The sequence below is a fragment of the Gilliamella sp. B3892 genome (genome assembly GCF_026536305.1).
Taxonomy (GTDB): Bacteria; Pseudomonadota; Gammaproteobacteria; order Enterobacterales; family Orbaceae; genus Gilliamella.
In genome coordinates, this window is the sequence record NZ_JAFNOK010000013.1 from 12,328 (window position 1) to 28,666 (window position 16,339).

13 protein-coding genes are annotated in these 16,339 nt (G+C 37.6%); 10 read left to right on the forward strand and 3 right to left on the reverse strand.

Annotation, left to right across the window (positions count from 1 at the left end; genetic code table 11):
- Positions 1–169: 169 nt before the first annotated feature.
- The 7 genes from recQ to ruvB all read left to right on the forward strand — a co-directional run bounded on the left by recQ (position 170) and on the right by ruvB (position 9,493).
- The gene (recQ, locus tag J3U74_RS10985; RefSeq protein ID WP_267329222.1) at positions 170–1,999 is read left to right on the forward strand and encodes a DNA helicase RecQ; all 1,830 of its coding nucleotides are present in this window, start codon (positions 170–172) and stop codon (positions 1,997–1,999) included.
- 112 nt (positions 2,000–2,111) lie between these two features.
- Complete coding sequence (locus J3U74_RS10990) at positions 2,112–3,329, forward strand: hypothetical protein (protein WP_366518675.1); 1,218 nt, start codon at positions 2,112–2,114, stop codon at positions 3,327–3,329.
- A 173-nt stretch (positions 3,330–3,502) separates the two neighbouring features.
- Positions 3,503–4,678, forward strand: coding sequence for a M20 family metallopeptidase (locus tag J3U74_RS10995; RefSeq protein ID WP_366518677.1), 1,176 nt, complete (start codon positions 3,503–3,505; stop codon positions 4,676–4,678).
- 465 nt (positions 4,679–5,143) lie between these two features.
- Positions 5,144–7,234 carry a DNA polymerase III subunit gamma/tau gene (gene dnaX, locus J3U74_RS11000; protein WP_267329220.1) on the forward strand — a complete coding sequence of 697 codons (2,091 nt, stop codon included), beginning with the start codon at positions 5,144–5,146 and terminating at the stop codon, positions 7,232–7,234.
- Between the two features lie 33 nt (positions 7,235–7,267).
- Complete coding sequence (locus tag J3U74_RS11005; RefSeq protein WP_220217463.1) at positions 7,268–7,606, forward strand: YbaB/EbfC family nucleoid-associated protein; 339 nt, start codon at positions 7,268–7,270, stop codon at positions 7,604–7,606.
- Between the two features lie 260 nt (positions 7,607–7,866).
- On the forward strand, positions 7,867–8,475 hold the full coding sequence (gene ruvA / locus J3U74_RS11010; protein WP_220217462.1) for a Holliday junction branch migration protein RuvA: 609 nt from the start codon (positions 7,867–7,869) through the stop codon (positions 8,473–8,475).
- Between the two features lie 13 nt (positions 8,476–8,488).
- The gene (ruvB, locus tag J3U74_RS11015) at positions 8,489–9,493 is read left to right on the forward strand and encodes a Holliday junction branch migration DNA helicase RuvB (RefSeq protein WP_220217461.1); all 1,005 of its coding nucleotides are present in this window, start codon (positions 8,489–8,491) and stop codon (positions 9,491–9,493) included.
- 98 nt (positions 9,494–9,591) lie between these two features.
- Here ruvB and cysK read toward each other — a convergent pair whose 3' ends face one another.
- The 3 genes from cysK to yfbV form a co-directional block, all read right to left on the reverse strand.
- Positions 9,592–10,557: a cysteine synthase A gene (gene cysK / locus J3U74_RS11020; protein WP_220217460.1), complete on the reverse strand. Its 966-nt coding sequence runs from the start codon at positions 10,555–10,557 to the stop codon at positions 9,592–9,594.
- Between the two features lie 191 nt (positions 10,558–10,748).
- Positions 10,749–11,255, reverse strand: a complete 507-nt coding sequence (gene priC, locus J3U74_RS11025; protein ID WP_267329219.1) for a primosomal replication protein PriC — start codon at positions 11,253–11,255, stop codon at positions 10,749–10,751.
- A 12-nt stretch (positions 11,256–11,267) separates the two neighbouring features.
- Positions 11,268–11,723: a terminus macrodomain insulation protein YfbV gene (gene yfbV / locus J3U74_RS11030; protein WP_220217458.1), complete on the reverse strand. Its 456-nt coding sequence runs from the start codon at positions 11,721–11,723 to the stop codon at positions 11,268–11,270.
- A gap of 194 nt (positions 11,724–11,917) precedes the next feature.
- On the opposite strand from yfbV, the gene J3U74_RS11035 reads away from it, so the two are divergent.
- The 3 genes from J3U74_RS11035 (at position 11,918) to J3U74_RS11045 (ending at position 16,228) form a co-directional block, all read left to right on the forward strand.
- Complete coding sequence (locus tag J3U74_RS11035; protein ID WP_220217457.1) at positions 11,918–13,123, forward strand: acetate kinase; 1,206 nt, start codon at positions 11,918–11,920, stop codon at positions 13,121–13,123.
- A 69-nt stretch (positions 13,124–13,192) separates the two neighbouring features.
- The gene (gene pta, locus J3U74_RS11040) at positions 13,193–15,343 is read left to right on the forward strand and encodes a phosphate acetyltransferase (RefSeq protein WP_220217456.1); all 2,151 of its coding nucleotides are present in this window, start codon (positions 13,193–13,195) and stop codon (positions 15,341–15,343) included.
- A gap of 408 nt (positions 15,344–15,751) precedes the next feature.
- Complete coding sequence (locus J3U74_RS11045) at positions 15,752–16,228, forward strand: toxin-activating lysine-acyltransferase (protein WP_267329218.1); 477 nt, start codon at positions 15,752–15,754, stop codon at positions 16,226–16,228.
- Positions 16,229–16,339 lie beyond the last annotated feature (111 nt).

The following is a 16,339-nucleotide window of genomic DNA, read 5'->3' on the forward strand; positions in this document are numbered from 1 at the left end:
TTAAGATTAAATCTTAATATTGTCGATTATTTTTGGTGATTGCAGAAAATTTTTCAGTATTATTTTTCAATTTTGGAATGAATAAAGGAATAAATATAAGTTGGCGGTAGTTTGTTATGCTTAAATTGGCTATACTCGCTGCATCAATTTATGCGTTATTTAGGTTAGTATGTCAATAAAAGATCAGATTGAAGATGTTTTACACAATACATTCGGTTATAAATCATTTAGAAATCAACAAAAAGAGATCATCGAGTCGATTATTGACGGTCGAGATATATTGACTATTATTCCTACCGGCGGGGGTAAATCGTTATGTTATCAAATTCCTGCTGTTTTGTTGCCCGGTACTGCATTAGTCATTTCACCGCTAATCTCTTTGATGAAAGATCAAGTCGATCAATTATTAGCTAATGGCATTTCGGCCGCATTTCTCAATGCCAGTCAATCTAATGTCGAGCAAAAACAGGTTATTGAAAAATATCTTAATAACAGTATCAAACTGCTTTATATTTCGCCGGAACGTTTAGCGTTATCCTCCTTTTCTTCTTTGATTGATACCCACCCGCCATCATTAATCGCAATTGATGAAGCGCATTGTATTTCACAGTGGGGGCATGATTTCAGGCCAGATTATCGGCAGTTACACCATTTATCCAATCGTTTTCCGCAAGTGCCGATTATTGCATTAACCGCGACTGCCGACAAAATGACCCAAACAGATATTATTCATCAACTTAATTTAGTTGATCCTTTGGTTGTGGTGCGTAGTTTTGATAGACCTAATATTCGTTATACTGTGGTTGAGAAATTTAATTTGACCGAACAACTTGTCTCGTTTATTGAAACGCAAAACGGTAATAGTGGCATTATCTATTGTTCGAGTCGATCTCGAGTTGAAGATATGACAACAAGACTTATCGCCAAAGGATTTTCGGCTATCGCTTATCACGCCGGATTAACCAATCATGAACGGCAAAATGCTCAAGAAAAATTTATAAAAGATGATGTACAAATTATTGTGGCTACCGTAGCTTTTGGTATGGGAATTAATAAACCCAATGTCCGATTTGTGGTGCATGCTGATTGCCCTCGAACTATTGAAAATTACTATCAAGAAACCGGCCGGGCAGGGCGTGATGGGGTACCGGCTGAAGCGCTTTTAATTTTTAATAATAATGATCTCAATTGGTATTATCGTCAAACAAACGAGAAAATGGATGGGCAACATAAAGACGTTGAACTGCATAAAATTAGTGCTATGGAATCTTTTGCTCAAAGTTTGACTTGTCGGCGAATAGTGTTGCTTAACTATTTTGGCGAAAATCGCAGTGAGCCCTGTAATAACTGTGACATGTGCCTTTATCCACCTGAAATTTATAATGGGCTGGTTGATGCACAAAAAGTATTATCGTGTGTTTACCGTGTAGAGCAACGATTTGGCGCTCAATATATTGTAGATATTTTGCGTGGTTCAAAACGCTCAGCAATCTTAGAAAATGGTCATGAAAAATTGTCGGTTTATGGTATTGGTAGAACTCATCCGGCAGAGTATTGGTTAAGTGTTATTCGGCAACTGATTCATTTAGGGTATTTGCAACAAAATGTCTCAACCTATATCACTCTTCAACTTACCGAAAAAGCACGCCCAATCCTGCGGGGTGAAGTCGCCTTATCGTTAGCAAAACCTCGATTAGAAATTGTTAAAAAGAGCCGTTTGAATCGCTATGCAAGATCAATTAATTTATCGACAATTTTGTCTTATGAAGAGAGGATATTATTTAATAATCTCAAACGATTGCGTAAAAGCATTGCCGATGCTGAAGATATTCCACCCTATATTGTGTTTAGTGATGCTACCTTGCTGGAAATGGTTCAAACCAAACCTGAAAGTAAAAAGCAACTGATTAATGTCACCGGTGTGGGTAATATCAAACTGGAAAAATATGGCAATCTTTTTTTAGATGAAATTAAGGAATTTATAATAAAAAATAGCTAACAATGTAAAAAATTTAAAATATAATACATTTTTTGGTCTAATTGATTAGCTTTATTTGATAGTGAAATAATCTTTAAAGTAAAATGGAGTTTTTATGTCACCGATGATTGACATGCCACAGATGCTGGCACTGGTCTTGTTACTTATCATTTTATATCTGGGCGATGTGGTTTCAACACGCACTAAAGCTTGGATTCCTTCTGTCTTCATTTGTGCAGTCTTATTTTTAATAGGTTACTGGACATTCTTTCCAAAAGATATTGTAGCCCGGGCGGGTATACCGCCAGTTGTTGCTGTCATGTTTATGTACCTGCTCATCGTTAATATGGGAACGCTATTATCAGTCAAAGAGTTATTGTTACAATGGAAAACCATATTAATCTCGTTAGCCGGTATTGCCGGAATCATTATTGTTGCCATTATAGTTGGTTATCTGTTCTTTGATTTTAATACGGTCGTTGTGGCTATTCCGCCGTTAGTTGGTGGGATTGTTTCAGCCATTATAATGGCGCAAGGTGCAACAGATGCCGGATTGGCAGATCTTGCCGTTTTTGCCATTATTATTTACGTCATGCAGGGCTTTGTCGGTTATCCGTTGACATCTATCATGCTTAAAAAAGAGGGACGCAGAGTACTGGAACTCTATCACGCTGGAAAATGGAATTCAAATAACGATCCCAAATCCCCTGTCGAAAAAGAAGAAGCCAATTCATTAGATGAAAACCCGATGCCAAAATTATTTGGCAAAATTCCTGCCAGTTATAACTCATCTTATTTTATCTTTTTACGGATAGCTATTGTCGGGTTCTTAGCTTATTTTGTTGCTGAAATTTTAAAACCATGGGTCAGTGTAAGCCCGTTTGTGTTGTGTTTATTATTTGGCGTCATTGCCTCTTCAATTGGTTTTTTAGAACGTCATCCATTAAAAAAAGCCGGTGGTTTTGGATTGGCAGTAATGGGGTTGATGTTATTTATTTTTGATACATTGAGCCGCGCAACGCCCGAAATGCTTGTTCGCCTTATTACGCCGTTAGTGGTTTTCATTCTTGCTGCGGTGGTAGGCATGTTCATTTTCTCAGTTGTAGTAGGTAAGATTTTAAATGTAAGTCGAGCAATGGCATTTTCTATAGCGCTTACTGCATTATATGGTTTTCCTGCTGACTATATTATTACTAACGAAGTCATTAATAATCTGTGTAAAAACCAAAAAGAAAAAGAGATTTTAACCAGCCATATGTTACCACCAATGTTAATCGGGGGGTTTATCTCGGTGACAATTGTATCAGTGGTTTTAGCAGGCATTATGGTCAATATGATTGTGAAAGCTTAAAGTTGCATCGTTATTTGATGTCATCTTTTTAGATTTATAGTAGGAGATGACGTCTTCGATACGCTTATAAATGCAGATGCTAATGGATTTAAACGCTGTCTGTATCATTTAAATTATCCGCTCTTAAATTGTGGTGATCGGATAAAAATTGGAATATTAAAGGTCGTACTATGATAAATCAAAATATAAAAACATTAGTTAAGCAAAACATTGCTGAGATGATCGCCTTTCGTCGTGATTTGCATCGTCATCCCGAATTACCATGGGAAGAGTTTAGAACTACTGATAAAATTGCTGAAGAGCTGGATAAAATAGGCATCCCTTATCGTCGTACAGAGCCAACCGGTATTATTGCAGAAATTCAAGGTGGAAAACCGGGGAAAAGGATCTTGCTTCGCGCGGATATTGATGCGCTACCGGTGCAAGAATTAAGTCAAAATATCGATTATCAATCAACCATTGCCGGCAAAATGCATGCATGTGGACACGATACCCATGCCGCCATGTTGCTCACTGCGGCAAAAGCTCTTTATGCCATACGTGATCAGTTAAAAGGTCATGTCAGATTGGTTTTCCAGCCCGCTGAAGAGGTTGCACAAGGCGCAAAAGAGATGATAAAACAAGGTGTCCTTGAGAGTGTGGATAGTGCTTTTGGTATGCACATTTGGTCACAAACGCCAGTTGGTAAAGTGTCTTGCGTGGTTGGTTCAAGTTTTGCTTCAGCAGATTTATTAACGGTGCGATTCAAGGGTAAAGGTGGTCATGGTTCAATGCCGCATGATACGGTCGATGCTGTTATGGTGGCATCCGCTTTTGTGATGAATGTACAATCGATTGTATCACGTGAAATTTCACCACTTGAACCTGCGGTGGTAACTATTGGCCGAATGGAAGTGGGTACTCGTTTTAACGTTATTGCTGAAAATGCGGTGTTAGAAGGGACAGTTCGTTGCTTTAATGTTGCCGTTCGTGACAAAATCGAAGCAGCTATTCGACGATATGCTAATCAAGTTGCCGCCATGTATCGAGCAACGGCCGAAGTGGAATATATTTATGGCACTTTGCCGGTTATTAACGATAAAGAGAGCGCTTTGCTAGCGCAAAAAGTTATCGTAGAGTCATTTGGTGAAGAGGCGCTTTATTTTGAGCCGCCTACAACCGGCGGTGAAGATTTCAGTTACTACACTGAAAATATTCCGGGAGCATTTGCCTTAGTTGGCTCAGGTAATCCGGATAAAGATACCCAGTGGCCACATCATCATGGTTGTTTTAATGTTGATGAGGACGGTTTGGCAATTGGTGCAGAGTTTTATGCACAATATGCATGGGCATACCTCAATCAAAACTAATCATAAACAATCCAACCATTTATTGGTGGTTGGATTGTCTATATAAAGGTTAATTCTTTTAGGCTGAAAATAGAAACGCCAGTTATTGCGTAGCAATTTTATCGTTATGGTTTTTACATCAGAAAGGTTTTAATCGGTTATTTGGCGCAATAATGACAGTCGTGACTAGTCAAAGCATGATTGAAATATCGTCATTTAACTTTTGAGCCATATGAGTTTATCTGGATAAAAAAATAAATCTGTTTAGCGGTAGTGTTAACAAAATTTAAAGATTTATTAAGCTATAAAATCCTATTTGATTTAAGTATCAAAGGGTAAAATCCTTGTCAAGAAGTTTCAGAAATACCCTACGTTTCAGTATAAAAATTATCAGATCTACAGCCCACTTAATCGGCAAATTAAAGACTAATTTAACTCTTTATGTTATTATTAGCGCAAATTTATTGGCTATATATAATGGTGATCATGAGTTATCAAGTTCTGGCGCGCAAATGGCGACCAAAATCATTTACTGAAGTGGTAGGACAGCAACATGTCCTTAAAATTTTATCAAATGCCCTTTCGTTAGGACGAGTTCATCATGCTTATCTATTTTCCGGCACACGAGGCGTGGGTAAAACGTCAATTGCACGATTATTAGCTAAAGGATTAAATTGTGAAAAAGGTATCACTGCAACGCCCTGTGGTGTTTGTGATAACTGTCGTGATATTGAACAGGGTCGATTTGTTGATTTACTTGAAATTGATGCCGCATCAAGAACAAAGGTTGAAGATACTCGTGAAATCTTAGATAACATTCAATATCTGCCAACCAAAGGCCGTTTCAAAGTTTATCTTATCGATGAAGTACATATGCTTTCTCGAAGTAGTTTTAACGCACTGTTAAAAACACTTGAAGAGCCGCCTGAACACGTTAAATTCTTATTGGCAACAACCGATCCGCAAAAACTGCCGATCACCATACTGTCTCGGTGTTTGCATTTGCATTTAAATATGCTTGATACTTCTCTTATTGCCCAGCAATTAGCGCATATCTTGCAATTAGAAAAAATTGATAGTGAACCGAAAGCGTTACAGCTATTGGCTAAGGCGGCTAATGGCAGTATGCGTGATGCGTTAAGTTTAACCGACCAAGCAATCGCTTTAGGTAATGGTCAGGTTGATGCTGATTCGGTTGCGGCAATGTTAGGCACATTGGATAAATCTATCCCATTTTCGCTAATTGAAGCGCTTTATCATGGTGACGGCAATGCGATGATGCAACAAATTGAATCTGCGGCTATGCAAGGTGCAGATTGGGATAATTTGTTAGCAGAAAGTATCGCCTTATTACATCAAGTTGCGCTCCTGCAAATAGTGCCAACAGCATTAGGCGAATATACCGATAATGAGGAGCGAATACGATTTTTAGCTCAGTATATGGCACCTAATGATGTACAGCTGTTTTATCAGATTTTATTAATGGGTCGAAAAGAGCTTGCTTATGCGCCCGATAAAAAAATTGGTGCTGAGATGAGCTTTTTGCGCGCGTTAGCTTTTATGCCAAAAGCGGTTGGTGCTACACCAGCGGCAACCAATAACGCTAACTTTAATCAGCCGCAAGTTGCGCCAGCAAAGCAGGCTCAGCCTGTGCACGTTCAACCTAAAATCGATAGCGAGGTTAAAGCCAAATTAGCTGCGCCTATAGCTCCAACGCCCGCTTCTGCAAAACCGGCAACAACTACCGAGGCGCTATCTCAGGCTCAGTCTGGTGTAGCAAATAATAATGTAGAGCCTATGCAAAATGTTATGACAGCAGATCTATCGATTCCCGATGATGCACCGTCTCTTACCAAAAATATTTTAGAGATGCGCAGTAAATTAATAAAAGAGGAACAAACACCAAAAAAGTCTGAATTGGTTGATACTAATCAACCAAAAAACAGGTTGATTAAAAAGGTATCATCATCCGCAACACAATCCGAGCAATCAACCAATGTCAATGTTGATAGGCAAAGCGATAGTATCGAAAATGATGATGAGCCAGAAATCACCGCGGAAAACTATCAATGGCAATCTTGTGGGCTTGTTGAAACCAAAGATGAGTTAGCTATTGATACCAAATCATTTCGGGAATCGCTAAATGGTGATAAAACCCCCGAAATGATAAAAAAATTAATTGATGAAATGGCACAAAAAGATGCATGGTGTGCCGAAATTGAGCAGTTAGATATCGCGCCATTAATTAAACAAATTGCTATCAATTCTTATATTGAACAACTTGATGATGATAATGTTGTGTTACATATGCGCTCTTCGGTTAAACATCTCATTAATACATCAGTAAATACAGCGAAATTAGAAAAAGCTTTAAGTGATAAACGTCAACAAAATTTGAAAGTCAAAGTGATTATTGATGATAATCAAGCGATAAAAACGCCTTTAGAAATGCGTGAAGCGTTGTATCAACAAAAATTAGCGCAAGCGAAGCAAACTATCATCGAAGATCCAAAAGTTGCGATGATTTGTCAATGTTTTGAAGCAAAGATTGATGAAGCGAGTATTCGTCCTGTATAATCTAAGGCTAACTGTTATTAACGAGGAATAATTATGTTTTCAGGTGGAAAAGGTGGCTTGGGCAATTTAATGAAACAAGCCCAACAAATGCAAGCTAAAATGCAACAAGCTCAGGAAGAGATTGCCAAACTTGAAGTGACGGGTGAGTCCGGTGCCGGTATTGTTAAAGTGACTGTTAATGGTGCACATAACTGTAAACGTGTTGAAATCGATCCTTCACTTCTTACCGAAGATGATAAAGAGATGTTAGAAGATTTGATTGCGGCGGCCTTTAATGATGCGACCCGTCGCTTAGAAGAAGCGCAAAAAGAGAGAATGGCGCAAGTTACTGGTGGAATGCAATTACCGCCGGGCTTTAAAATGCCTTTTTAATTAATGCATTAACCTATTTATCCAATCTTATTTTTGCCGACTTATGTCGGCAAAATTGTTTTGGGTTTTCCTGTCTATTTATACAGTTTATCTTTATTAATTTTTTTCTATCAGGTAAACTAATCGATAATCATCAACGGTTAAAATTAAGTGATTAACATTTAAAAATATGCAGTGCAAATGCGTAAAACATTTAGCATATTTAGCAACGAATGTCACATCGCTTATATTATTCAACCCTAAATTATTAAGGATAAATTGTGATAGGTCGTTTACGTGGGATCATAATTGAAAAACAGCCACCCAAAGTGTTAATCGATGTTGGTGGTGTCGGTTACAATGTTTTTATGCCGATGACCTGTTTTTATGAGTTACCAGATAATGGGCAAGAAGTGATTGTTTTAACCCATTTTGTTGTGCGAGAAGATGCGCAATTGTTATATGGATTTAATCATGAACAAGAACGAGAGCTATTTCGTGAACTGATTAAAGTCAATGGTATTGGTCCCAAATTAGCTTTAGCAATTTTATCCGGCATGTCAGCAGCACAATTTATTGCAGCGGTCGAACAAGGTGAAATTAAAACCTTAGTCAAATTACCTGGCGTTGGGACGAAAACAGCAGAACGCTTAATTGTCGAAATGAAAGATCGGGTAAAAAATATTGGCGAAGGGTTATCATCATTAAAAACTGTGATTGAGCAAGGTGATGTTAAAAAATCGGCAAATCAAATTGAAAGCGAGGCTATTTCGGCGCTTATCGCTCTCGGTTATAAGCCTCAAGAAGCAAGCCGTATTATTAGCAAAGTGATCAAACCGGAAATGGATTGTGAAATGCTCATACGTGAAGCTTTAAAATCAGCATTATAGATAGGAAATAATTATGATCGAAGCAGATCGTTTAATTGCTCCACAAGCTCAAAAAGAAGAAGAATCGTTAGATCGTGCTATTCGTCCAAAATATTTAGACGAGTATATCGGACAACCGCAAGTTCGTGAGCAGATGAAAATCTTTATACAAGCGGCTAAGCAGCGTTGTGATGCGCTTGATCATGTTCTGATCTTCGGCCCGCCGGGGCTGGGCAAAACAACGTTAGCCAATATTGTTGCCAATGAAATGAACGTTAATTTACGTACCACTTCCGGACCAGTCTTAGAAAAAGCCGGTGATTTAGCGGCAATGCTGACCAATTTAGAGCCGAATGACGTGCTTTTTATTGATGAAATTCATCGCCTTTCGCCTGTTGTTGAAGAGATTTTATATCCGGCAATGGAAGATTACCAGCTAGATATCATGATAGGTGAAGGGCCGGCGGCTCGTTCGATTAAAATTGATCTGCCACCTTTCACGTTAATTGGTGCCACGACTCGAGCCGGATCGTTAACTTCGCCTTTACGTGATCGTTTTGGCATTGTTCAGCGCCTTGAATTTTATCGTGTTGAAGATTTAGAGTATATCGTTGGTCGCAGTGCTAAATTTTTAGGTATGGACTTATCGAGTGAAGGTGCCCACTTAATTGCTAAACGCTCTCGAGGTACGCCTCGTATTGCCAATCGTTTATTACGCCGTGTTCGTGATTACGCTGATGTTAAATCAAAAGGTATTATCGATGAAAAGATAGCAACCTTAGCATTGGATATGCTTGATGTTGATAATGAAGGATTTGACTATATGGATCGTAAACTTTTACTTGCCATTATTGAAAAATTCATGGGAGGCCCGGTAGGATTGGATAATATTGCTGCGGCAATTGGTGAAGAACGGGAAACGATCGAAGATGTGCTTGAACCGTTTTTAATTCAACAAGGCTATATTCAAAGAACACCACGAGGCCGAATTGCCACACCACACGCTTATCGGCATTTTGGCATTATTTATGAAAGCTAATTGATTATTTTTTAAATTAGGTTAGCAAACCATTATAAAGGCTAGTTAAACCGAAAAGCGCAATAATTGATTCATTGCGCTTTTTTGGTGAATAATAATTAACCTAGCTCTTTTTCAGTAAAAATGCCACTAAATAGGTCTGTACTTAAATAGCGTTCACCGGAAGAAGGCAAAATCACAACAATGGTTTTATTGGCATTTTCAGGTAACTTCGCTAGTCTATCAGCAGCAAATACGGCTGCCCCCGATGAGATGCCGGCTAAAATACCTTCTTTTTCCATTAAGATACGGGCTGTATCAATGGCTTCTTCATTAGATACTTTTTCGACTAAATCAACTAAGCTTAAATCGAGATTCGACGGAATAAATCCGGCACCAATACCTTGGATTTTATGTGGACCCGGTTTTATAGGCTCGCCCGCTAATGCTTGCGAAATAACCGGGGAGTTAGTCGGCTCGACAGCGACGGCTGTAATATTTTTTCCTTGAGTTTTTTTAATAAAACGGCTTACCCCGGTAAATGTACCGCCAGTGCCTACACCGGCAATAAAAATATCTATTTGGCCGTCAGTGTCTAACCAAATTTCAGGTCCGGTGGTTTTTTCGTGGATTTCGGGATTAGCTGGATTGCTAAATTGTTGTAGCATAATATTGCGTTGCGGATTGCTGGCAACGATCTCTTCGGCTTTTTCAATTGCCCCTTTCATGCCTTTCGCAGCTTCGGTTAATACCAGATTAGCACCTAACGCTTTTAACAATTTTCGGCGTTCAATGCTCATACTTTCTGGCATTGTTAAGGTTAATTTATAACCACGAGCAGCGGCTACTGCTGCAAGAGCGATACCGGTATTACCGCTGGTTGGTTCAACTAATTCAACATCGGGAGTTAATAAGCCACGTTTTTCAGCATCCCAAATCATGTTTGATGCAATTCGACATTTAACACTGAAACTCGGGTTACGTGATTCCACTTTGGCTAAAATGTTACCATGACCAAAATGCTTTAATCGCACCAAAGGCGTGTGGCCAATAGTTTGTGAATTATCATCAAATATTTTACTCATATCAGAATCCTTATTAAAAAACATTAAACGGAACAACACCAAAGTATTATCACAAATTATCGTTAGTATTATAAATATAACTCAAAAAGATGATACTAATTAATAATTATAACAATATGCATTTTGGTAATAAGCAGAATAGAAACGCTAGCAATTCGATAAATAAATTGATTAGTATAAAGTGGTAATTACTAGGTATTACCCGCGCTTTCCATTTCTAACTCAATCGCCTCAATGGCTTTTTCGCAACGATAAATACGATTATCCAGTGTTGCGATTTTTACATGGTCAATAGATTCGGCTGATAGTTCCAGTTCATACTTCATCTCTTGTAATCGGCGTAGGTAATCAAGATGCCTTGAGTGTTTTTCATAAAGTGTTTCGTGAAACACCGTATCACTCTTGTTTTGGCGTAATTGGTGAGTGGCTAACTCTCGGGTTAGCGCTGTCATTTGATTGATCAGCTTGTCAGATAAAAAGGTCATCTGTTCAAGCTTATTGGAATGTACACTATCGCACAATGCCTGATAGGTTAGCTTAATTTTTTCTAAGTAATAATCACAGTTAGTGGCGATTTTAGGCTGATTAAACAGTTGTTCATCAAAATAGTGCTCTTGAAAAGGTTGTTGATCTGATAGTTTGATCTGTTGTTCAAGAGCCGTAATTTGCGCATCTAATTGGGCTAGAAATTTTTGCATTGTTTTTTAATCTTAAATATCAAGCTTATTGTCATCATCTTGACCAAAATAGCTGCCAAAATGGGTTTTTGATAGTTTAATTAGCTTCATGAAAGATTCAAATGTTAATTTTTCACGGTTGTTTTTATTTTCTTCGAGTACTTTTTTTTCAATAAGCTGAGCTTTGATGTGATTATAACAGTCCACCAAATTGAGCGGTAACGGGGATTGCGATCGTTTACCCAACCAACAGATACCTTGAATAGGTAAACTCAGTGCAAAAAGAATAGTTATCACTGTTACGGCTAATTGTGCCGGCATAAAATATTGCCAAACAGCAATAAAAACAATGATAGGCGGTAAATATTTTTTTGCGGTTTTTATGTGGTTTATGATTTTTAATTCAGGAAAAGAATAAGAAAGCGCTTTATCCATTGGACAAAGCGCCATATATCTTTGACCTGCCTTAAAATTTTTAATTAAATTCATCTGTTGGGGATTCCTCGACATTCGTATTTTATTGTCTTAAAATAGTGCCATTCAAATTGGGGACTCTCTTTATTCTATCTCAAAACACAAGATATCAGAAGTCACCTTATAAAATCGCATCGATTGTTAAATCATGTGTTGAGTTACCAATTTTGATTGGTATATATCTTTTTATTCAATATATAGGAATTACTATGTCATCAAGTAATAACGCTCTTGTTCTTAACTGTGGAAGTTCATCATTAAAATTTGCCATTATTAACCCTGAAAATGGTGATGAGTTTTTATCTGGGTTAGCTGAATGTTTTAATCTTCCTGATGCTCGTATTAAGTGGAAACTTGATGGTGTTAAGAACGAAGCTTCTTTAGGTGCAGGTGCTGCACACAGTGAAGCAATTAAGTTTATTGTTAATAGCATCTTCCCACAAAAACCAGAATTATTAGATAGTATTAAATCTATTGGTCACCGAATTGTACATGGTGGTGAAAAATACACTCAATCTGTTGTGATTGACGATTCTGTTTTAAAAGGTATTGAAGAAGCCTCTGCCTTTGCACCACTACATAACCCTGCGCACTTAATCGGTATCCGTGAAGCGTTTGCTGCTTTCCCTCATTTAAAAGATAAAAATGTTGCTGTGTTTGATACTGCATTCCACACAACCATGCCGAAAGAAGCATACTTATATGCGATTCCAAACGAGCTTTACACTAAACACGGTGTACGTCGTTACGGTGCACATGGTACTAGCCACTATTATGTTAGCCGTGAAGCTGCTAGATTATTAAATAAACCTGTTGATGAAACTAATGTGATTACTTGTCACTTAGGTAATGGTGCGTCTATTACTGCGGTTAAAAATGGTAAATGTGTTGAAACGTCTATGGGTCTAACGCCATTAGAGGGATTAGTTATGGGGACTCGTAGTGGTGATATCGATCCCGCTATCATGTTCTTCTTACATGACAATTTAAATATGTCTGTTGCAGATATTAATAATCTTTTAAACAAAAAATCAGGTTTATTAGGTTTAACTGGTGTGAGCAGTGATTGCCGCTACGTGACTGATAACTATGACACAGATGAAAATGCTAAAAATGCTTTAGATGTTTTCGTTCATCGCTTAGTGAAATACATTGGTGGATATGCCATGTTATTAGACGGTCGTTTAGATGCAATTATCTTTACCGGTGGTATCGGTGAGAATGCTGAAGAAGTTCGTCGTATGGCACTTCAAAAATTATCTATTCTTGGATTTGAATTAGATCAAGAGCGCAACTTAGCTGCACGTTTTGGTAAAGGTGGTACAATCACTAAAGATGGTTCAGCAATTGCAATGGTAATTCCAACTAATGAAGAATTAGTCATTGCGCAAGATGCAGCGCGTCTAACTGCTTAAAAGACAAATAAAACCGCCTTCATGGCGGTTTGTTTTTATATTTAATAAAGAATTAAGAGGAAATCGATTATGTCTCGTACTATTATGCTCATTCCGACCGGAACCAACGTTGGGTTGACAGGTGTGAGCCTGGGTGTTATTCGAGCTATGGAGCGTCAAGGAATTAACCTAAATGTATTTAAACCGGTTGCTCAACCACGAGCCGGTGGCGATGCGCCAGATAATACCACCACTTTAGTTAGCCACAATACATCAATTCCGGCATTAAAACCGCTTAAAATGAGCCATGTTGAAAACTTGTTAGGTTTAAATCAACAAGATGTGCTAATGGAAGAAATTGTCGCTTTATATGCTGAAAATACGAAAGGCGCTGATGTCGTTTTAGTTGAAGGTATTGTACCAACCAGCGATTATCCTTTCGCAAATGAACTCAATAATAATATTGCTAAAACCCTTGGTGCTGAAATTATTTTTGTTGTTAATATGGGTAAAGATACGCCTGAACAACTTAAAGAACGCATTGAAATTGCTCGTTCAAATTTTGGTGGCATTAAAAATGAAAAAATTGTGGGTGTTATTGTTAATAAAGTCAATGCACCGGTTGAAGAGCAAAGCCTTGCTCGTCCGGATGTAGCCGAAATCTATCATACCCCTAAATTTGATGATAAAAAAATTACCATTAAAGATTTAAGTGAACACAGCCCACTGCCAGTGTTAGGTTGTATTCCGTGGAATATCGATCTTAGCGCTTGCCGTGCTATTGATATTGCTAACCATTTTGATGCTAAAATCATTAATGAAGGAGGCATTAAAAGCCGCCGTATTAAACATGTTTCATTCTGTTCACGTAGCGTGCCTAACATCATCAGTCATTTACAACCAAATGCGCTGTTAGTTACCTCTGCTGACCGCTCAGATGTATTGGTGACTATTTGTTTAGCCGCAATGAATGGCGTTGCTATTGGTGGTGTATTATTAACGGGTGGCTATGAAATCGATGATACAATCTACAAGCTATGCCAACCAGCATTTGATACAGGATTGCCGGTATTTACTGTCCAAACCAATACTTTCCAAACATCAATCAATTTACAACAATTTAATTTAGAAATTCCGGTTGATGACAAAGAGCGTATGGAAAATACCCAAAACTTTGTTGCTGATCATATTGATACAAATTGGATTAAATCACTTAATGAAGTGGTAAATTCTGCACGTCGTTTATCGCCTCCGGCTTTCCGTTATCAATTAACTGAACTGGCACGTAATGCGAAAAAAGTGGTGGTTTTACCTGAAGGTGATGAGCCACGAACTGTTAAAGCAGCGGCAATTTGTGCAGAGCGTCATATTGCTAAATGTGTATTGCTTGGTAATCCTGATGAAGTTCGTAAGGTCGCCGCTCAACAGGGTGTGACTTTAGGTGAAGGTGTTGAAATTGTTGATCCGGAAACTATTCGTGAAAAATATGTTCCACGTTTAGTTGAACTGCGTAAAAACAAAGGTATGACTGAAGTTATCGCACGTGAGCAACTCGCTGATAATGTGGTACTTGGTACTATGATGCTGGAAGCTAACGAAGTTGATGGTTTAGTCTCTGGTGCAGTGCATACTACTGCTAATACCATTCGTCCGCCATTACAATTAATCAAGACAGCGCCGGGTAGTTCATTGGTATCATCTGTGTTCTTTATGTTAATGCCTGATCAAGTTTATATTTATGGTGACTGTGCGATTAATCCTGATCCAAATGCGCAAGAACTTGCTGAAATTGCGATTCAATCAGCCGATACTGCAATTGCCTTTGGCATCGAACCACGTGTTGCGATGATCTCTTATTCTACAGGTAGTTCCGGACAAGGTGCTGATGTTGAAAAAGTGAAAGAAGCGACCAAAATTGCTCAAGAAAAACGTCCTGATTTAATGATCGACGGACCTTTACAATACGATGCAGCGGTAATGCCTGATGTGGCTAAATCTAAAGCGCCTAACTCTCAAGTTGCCGGTAAAGCGACAGTGTTTATTTTCCCTGATCTTAATACTGGTAATACCACTTATAAAGCGGTACAACGTTCTGCCGATCTTGTGTCTATTGGACCAATGTTACAAGGCATGCGTAAACCTGTGAATGATTTATCACGTGGTGCGTTAGTTGATGATATTGTCTATACAATTGCCTTAACTGCAATTCAATCAGCACAAGAACAAAACGTAAATAAATAATCTTAACGAGTCAAATGTTGATAACAATAAGAGGTGAATATTTTCACCTCTTTTTATATCAATCTAATGGAACTTATAACATTTATTTTTGATTCCTACATTTCGTATAAAGATTTACTTCTGGCATTTTATAGCTCTCTCATAATTTTAAATAAATCGAGTTTTCCAGCGAATTGAGCCTAATGTTGCACAAAATGAATTTTTATTCATAAATAAAATATTTGAAAGAAGAGATGCTGTTATGTTTGATCATAATACTGGCTTTTTAAATACTTTAACTACTTATAGCCAAAGTAATCTGAAAAGAACCCACTTAACTTATTGATTATGATCATTATTATTTATTTAATGAAGTTTTGATCATTCTGTAATACAATTGTAAATAAAAGTTAACAATGGTAAAGCTATATGAATAGTGTTGCAAAAGACGTTATTAGAGTTATAGCACCTAGTTTATATCCAGATACCTTAAGTAATGAAGCCGAGGTGTTAGGGGCTATGATTTGGTTATGGAATCAAAATCCTAAATATAAAAATGTCGCTTTAGATTCGGCTTTAAGCGTATTATTACCTATCATCCAATCCAAGAATTATGTTTTAGTTATTAAAAATAATCAGCCATTAGGTTATATTAATTGGGCTTATTTTAATAACGAAGAAGAACAACAATATCTTAATAAAGAAAAGCCTTACATCGATTTTGTAAAATCTTATCATCCGGCGGCGACTAAACGTCTTTGGATTTTATCCTTCTTTTGTCCATTTGGACTCAGGGATGTATTGTTAACGAAATCTATCTGTAAAAAAGTGTTGAAAAACAATCTTTGTTTCTTTGGTTATCACAAGTCAAAAGCTCAAACAGCCGTTAAAAAAGTTCAATGTTAGCATTTTACATTTTAGCTGCTGTCGATATCTATTTTTAATCTTGAATTTAAGATCTATCTAAAATAAATCATTGTCATTGTCGATTGTTACTAAGTGGTCGTACTTATTTTT

What these genes read in the sequence shown, in the direction of transcription:
- recQ (WP_267329222.1), top strand. Translation starts at nt 170, where the DNA reads ATGTCAATAAAAGATCAGATTGAAGATGTTTTACACAATACATTCGGT.
- J3U74_RS10990 (WP_366518675.1), top strand. Translation starts at nt 2,112, where the DNA reads ATGCCACAGATGCTGGCACTGGTCTTGTTACTTATCATTTTATATCTG.
- dnaX (WP_267329220.1), top strand. Translation starts at nt 5,144, where the DNA reads ATGAGTTATCAAGTTCTGGCGCGCAAATGGCGACCAAAATCATTTACT.
- J3U74_RS11005 (WP_220217463.1), top strand. Translation starts at nt 7,268, where the DNA reads ATGTTTTCAGGTGGAAAAGGTGGCTTGGGCAATTTAATGAAACAAGCC.
- ruvB (WP_220217461.1), top strand. Translation starts at nt 8,489, where the DNA reads ATGATCGAAGCAGATCGTTTAATTGCTCCACAAGCTCAAAAAGAAGAA.
- cysK (WP_220217460.1), bottom strand. Translation starts at nt 10,557, where the DNA reads ATGAGTAAAATATTTGATGATAATTCACAAACTATTGGCCACACGCCT.
- priC (WP_267329219.1), bottom strand. Translation starts at nt 11,255, where the DNA reads ATGCAAAAATTTCTAGCCCAATTAGATGCGCAAATTACGGCTCTTGAA.
- yfbV (WP_220217458.1), bottom strand. Translation starts at nt 11,723, where the DNA reads ATGAATTTAATTAAAAATTTTAAGGCAGGTCAAAGATATATGGCGCTT.
- J3U74_RS11035 (WP_220217457.1), top strand. Translation starts at nt 11,918, where the DNA reads ATGTCATCAAGTAATAACGCTCTTGTTCTTAACTGTGGAAGTTCATCA.
- pta (WP_220217456.1), top strand. Translation starts at nt 13,193, where the DNA reads ATGTCTCGTACTATTATGCTCATTCCGACCGGAACCAACGTTGGGTTG.
- J3U74_RS11045 (WP_267329218.1), top strand. Translation starts at nt 15,752, where the DNA reads ATGAATAGTGTTGCAAAAGACGTTATTAGAGTTATAGCACCTAGTTTA.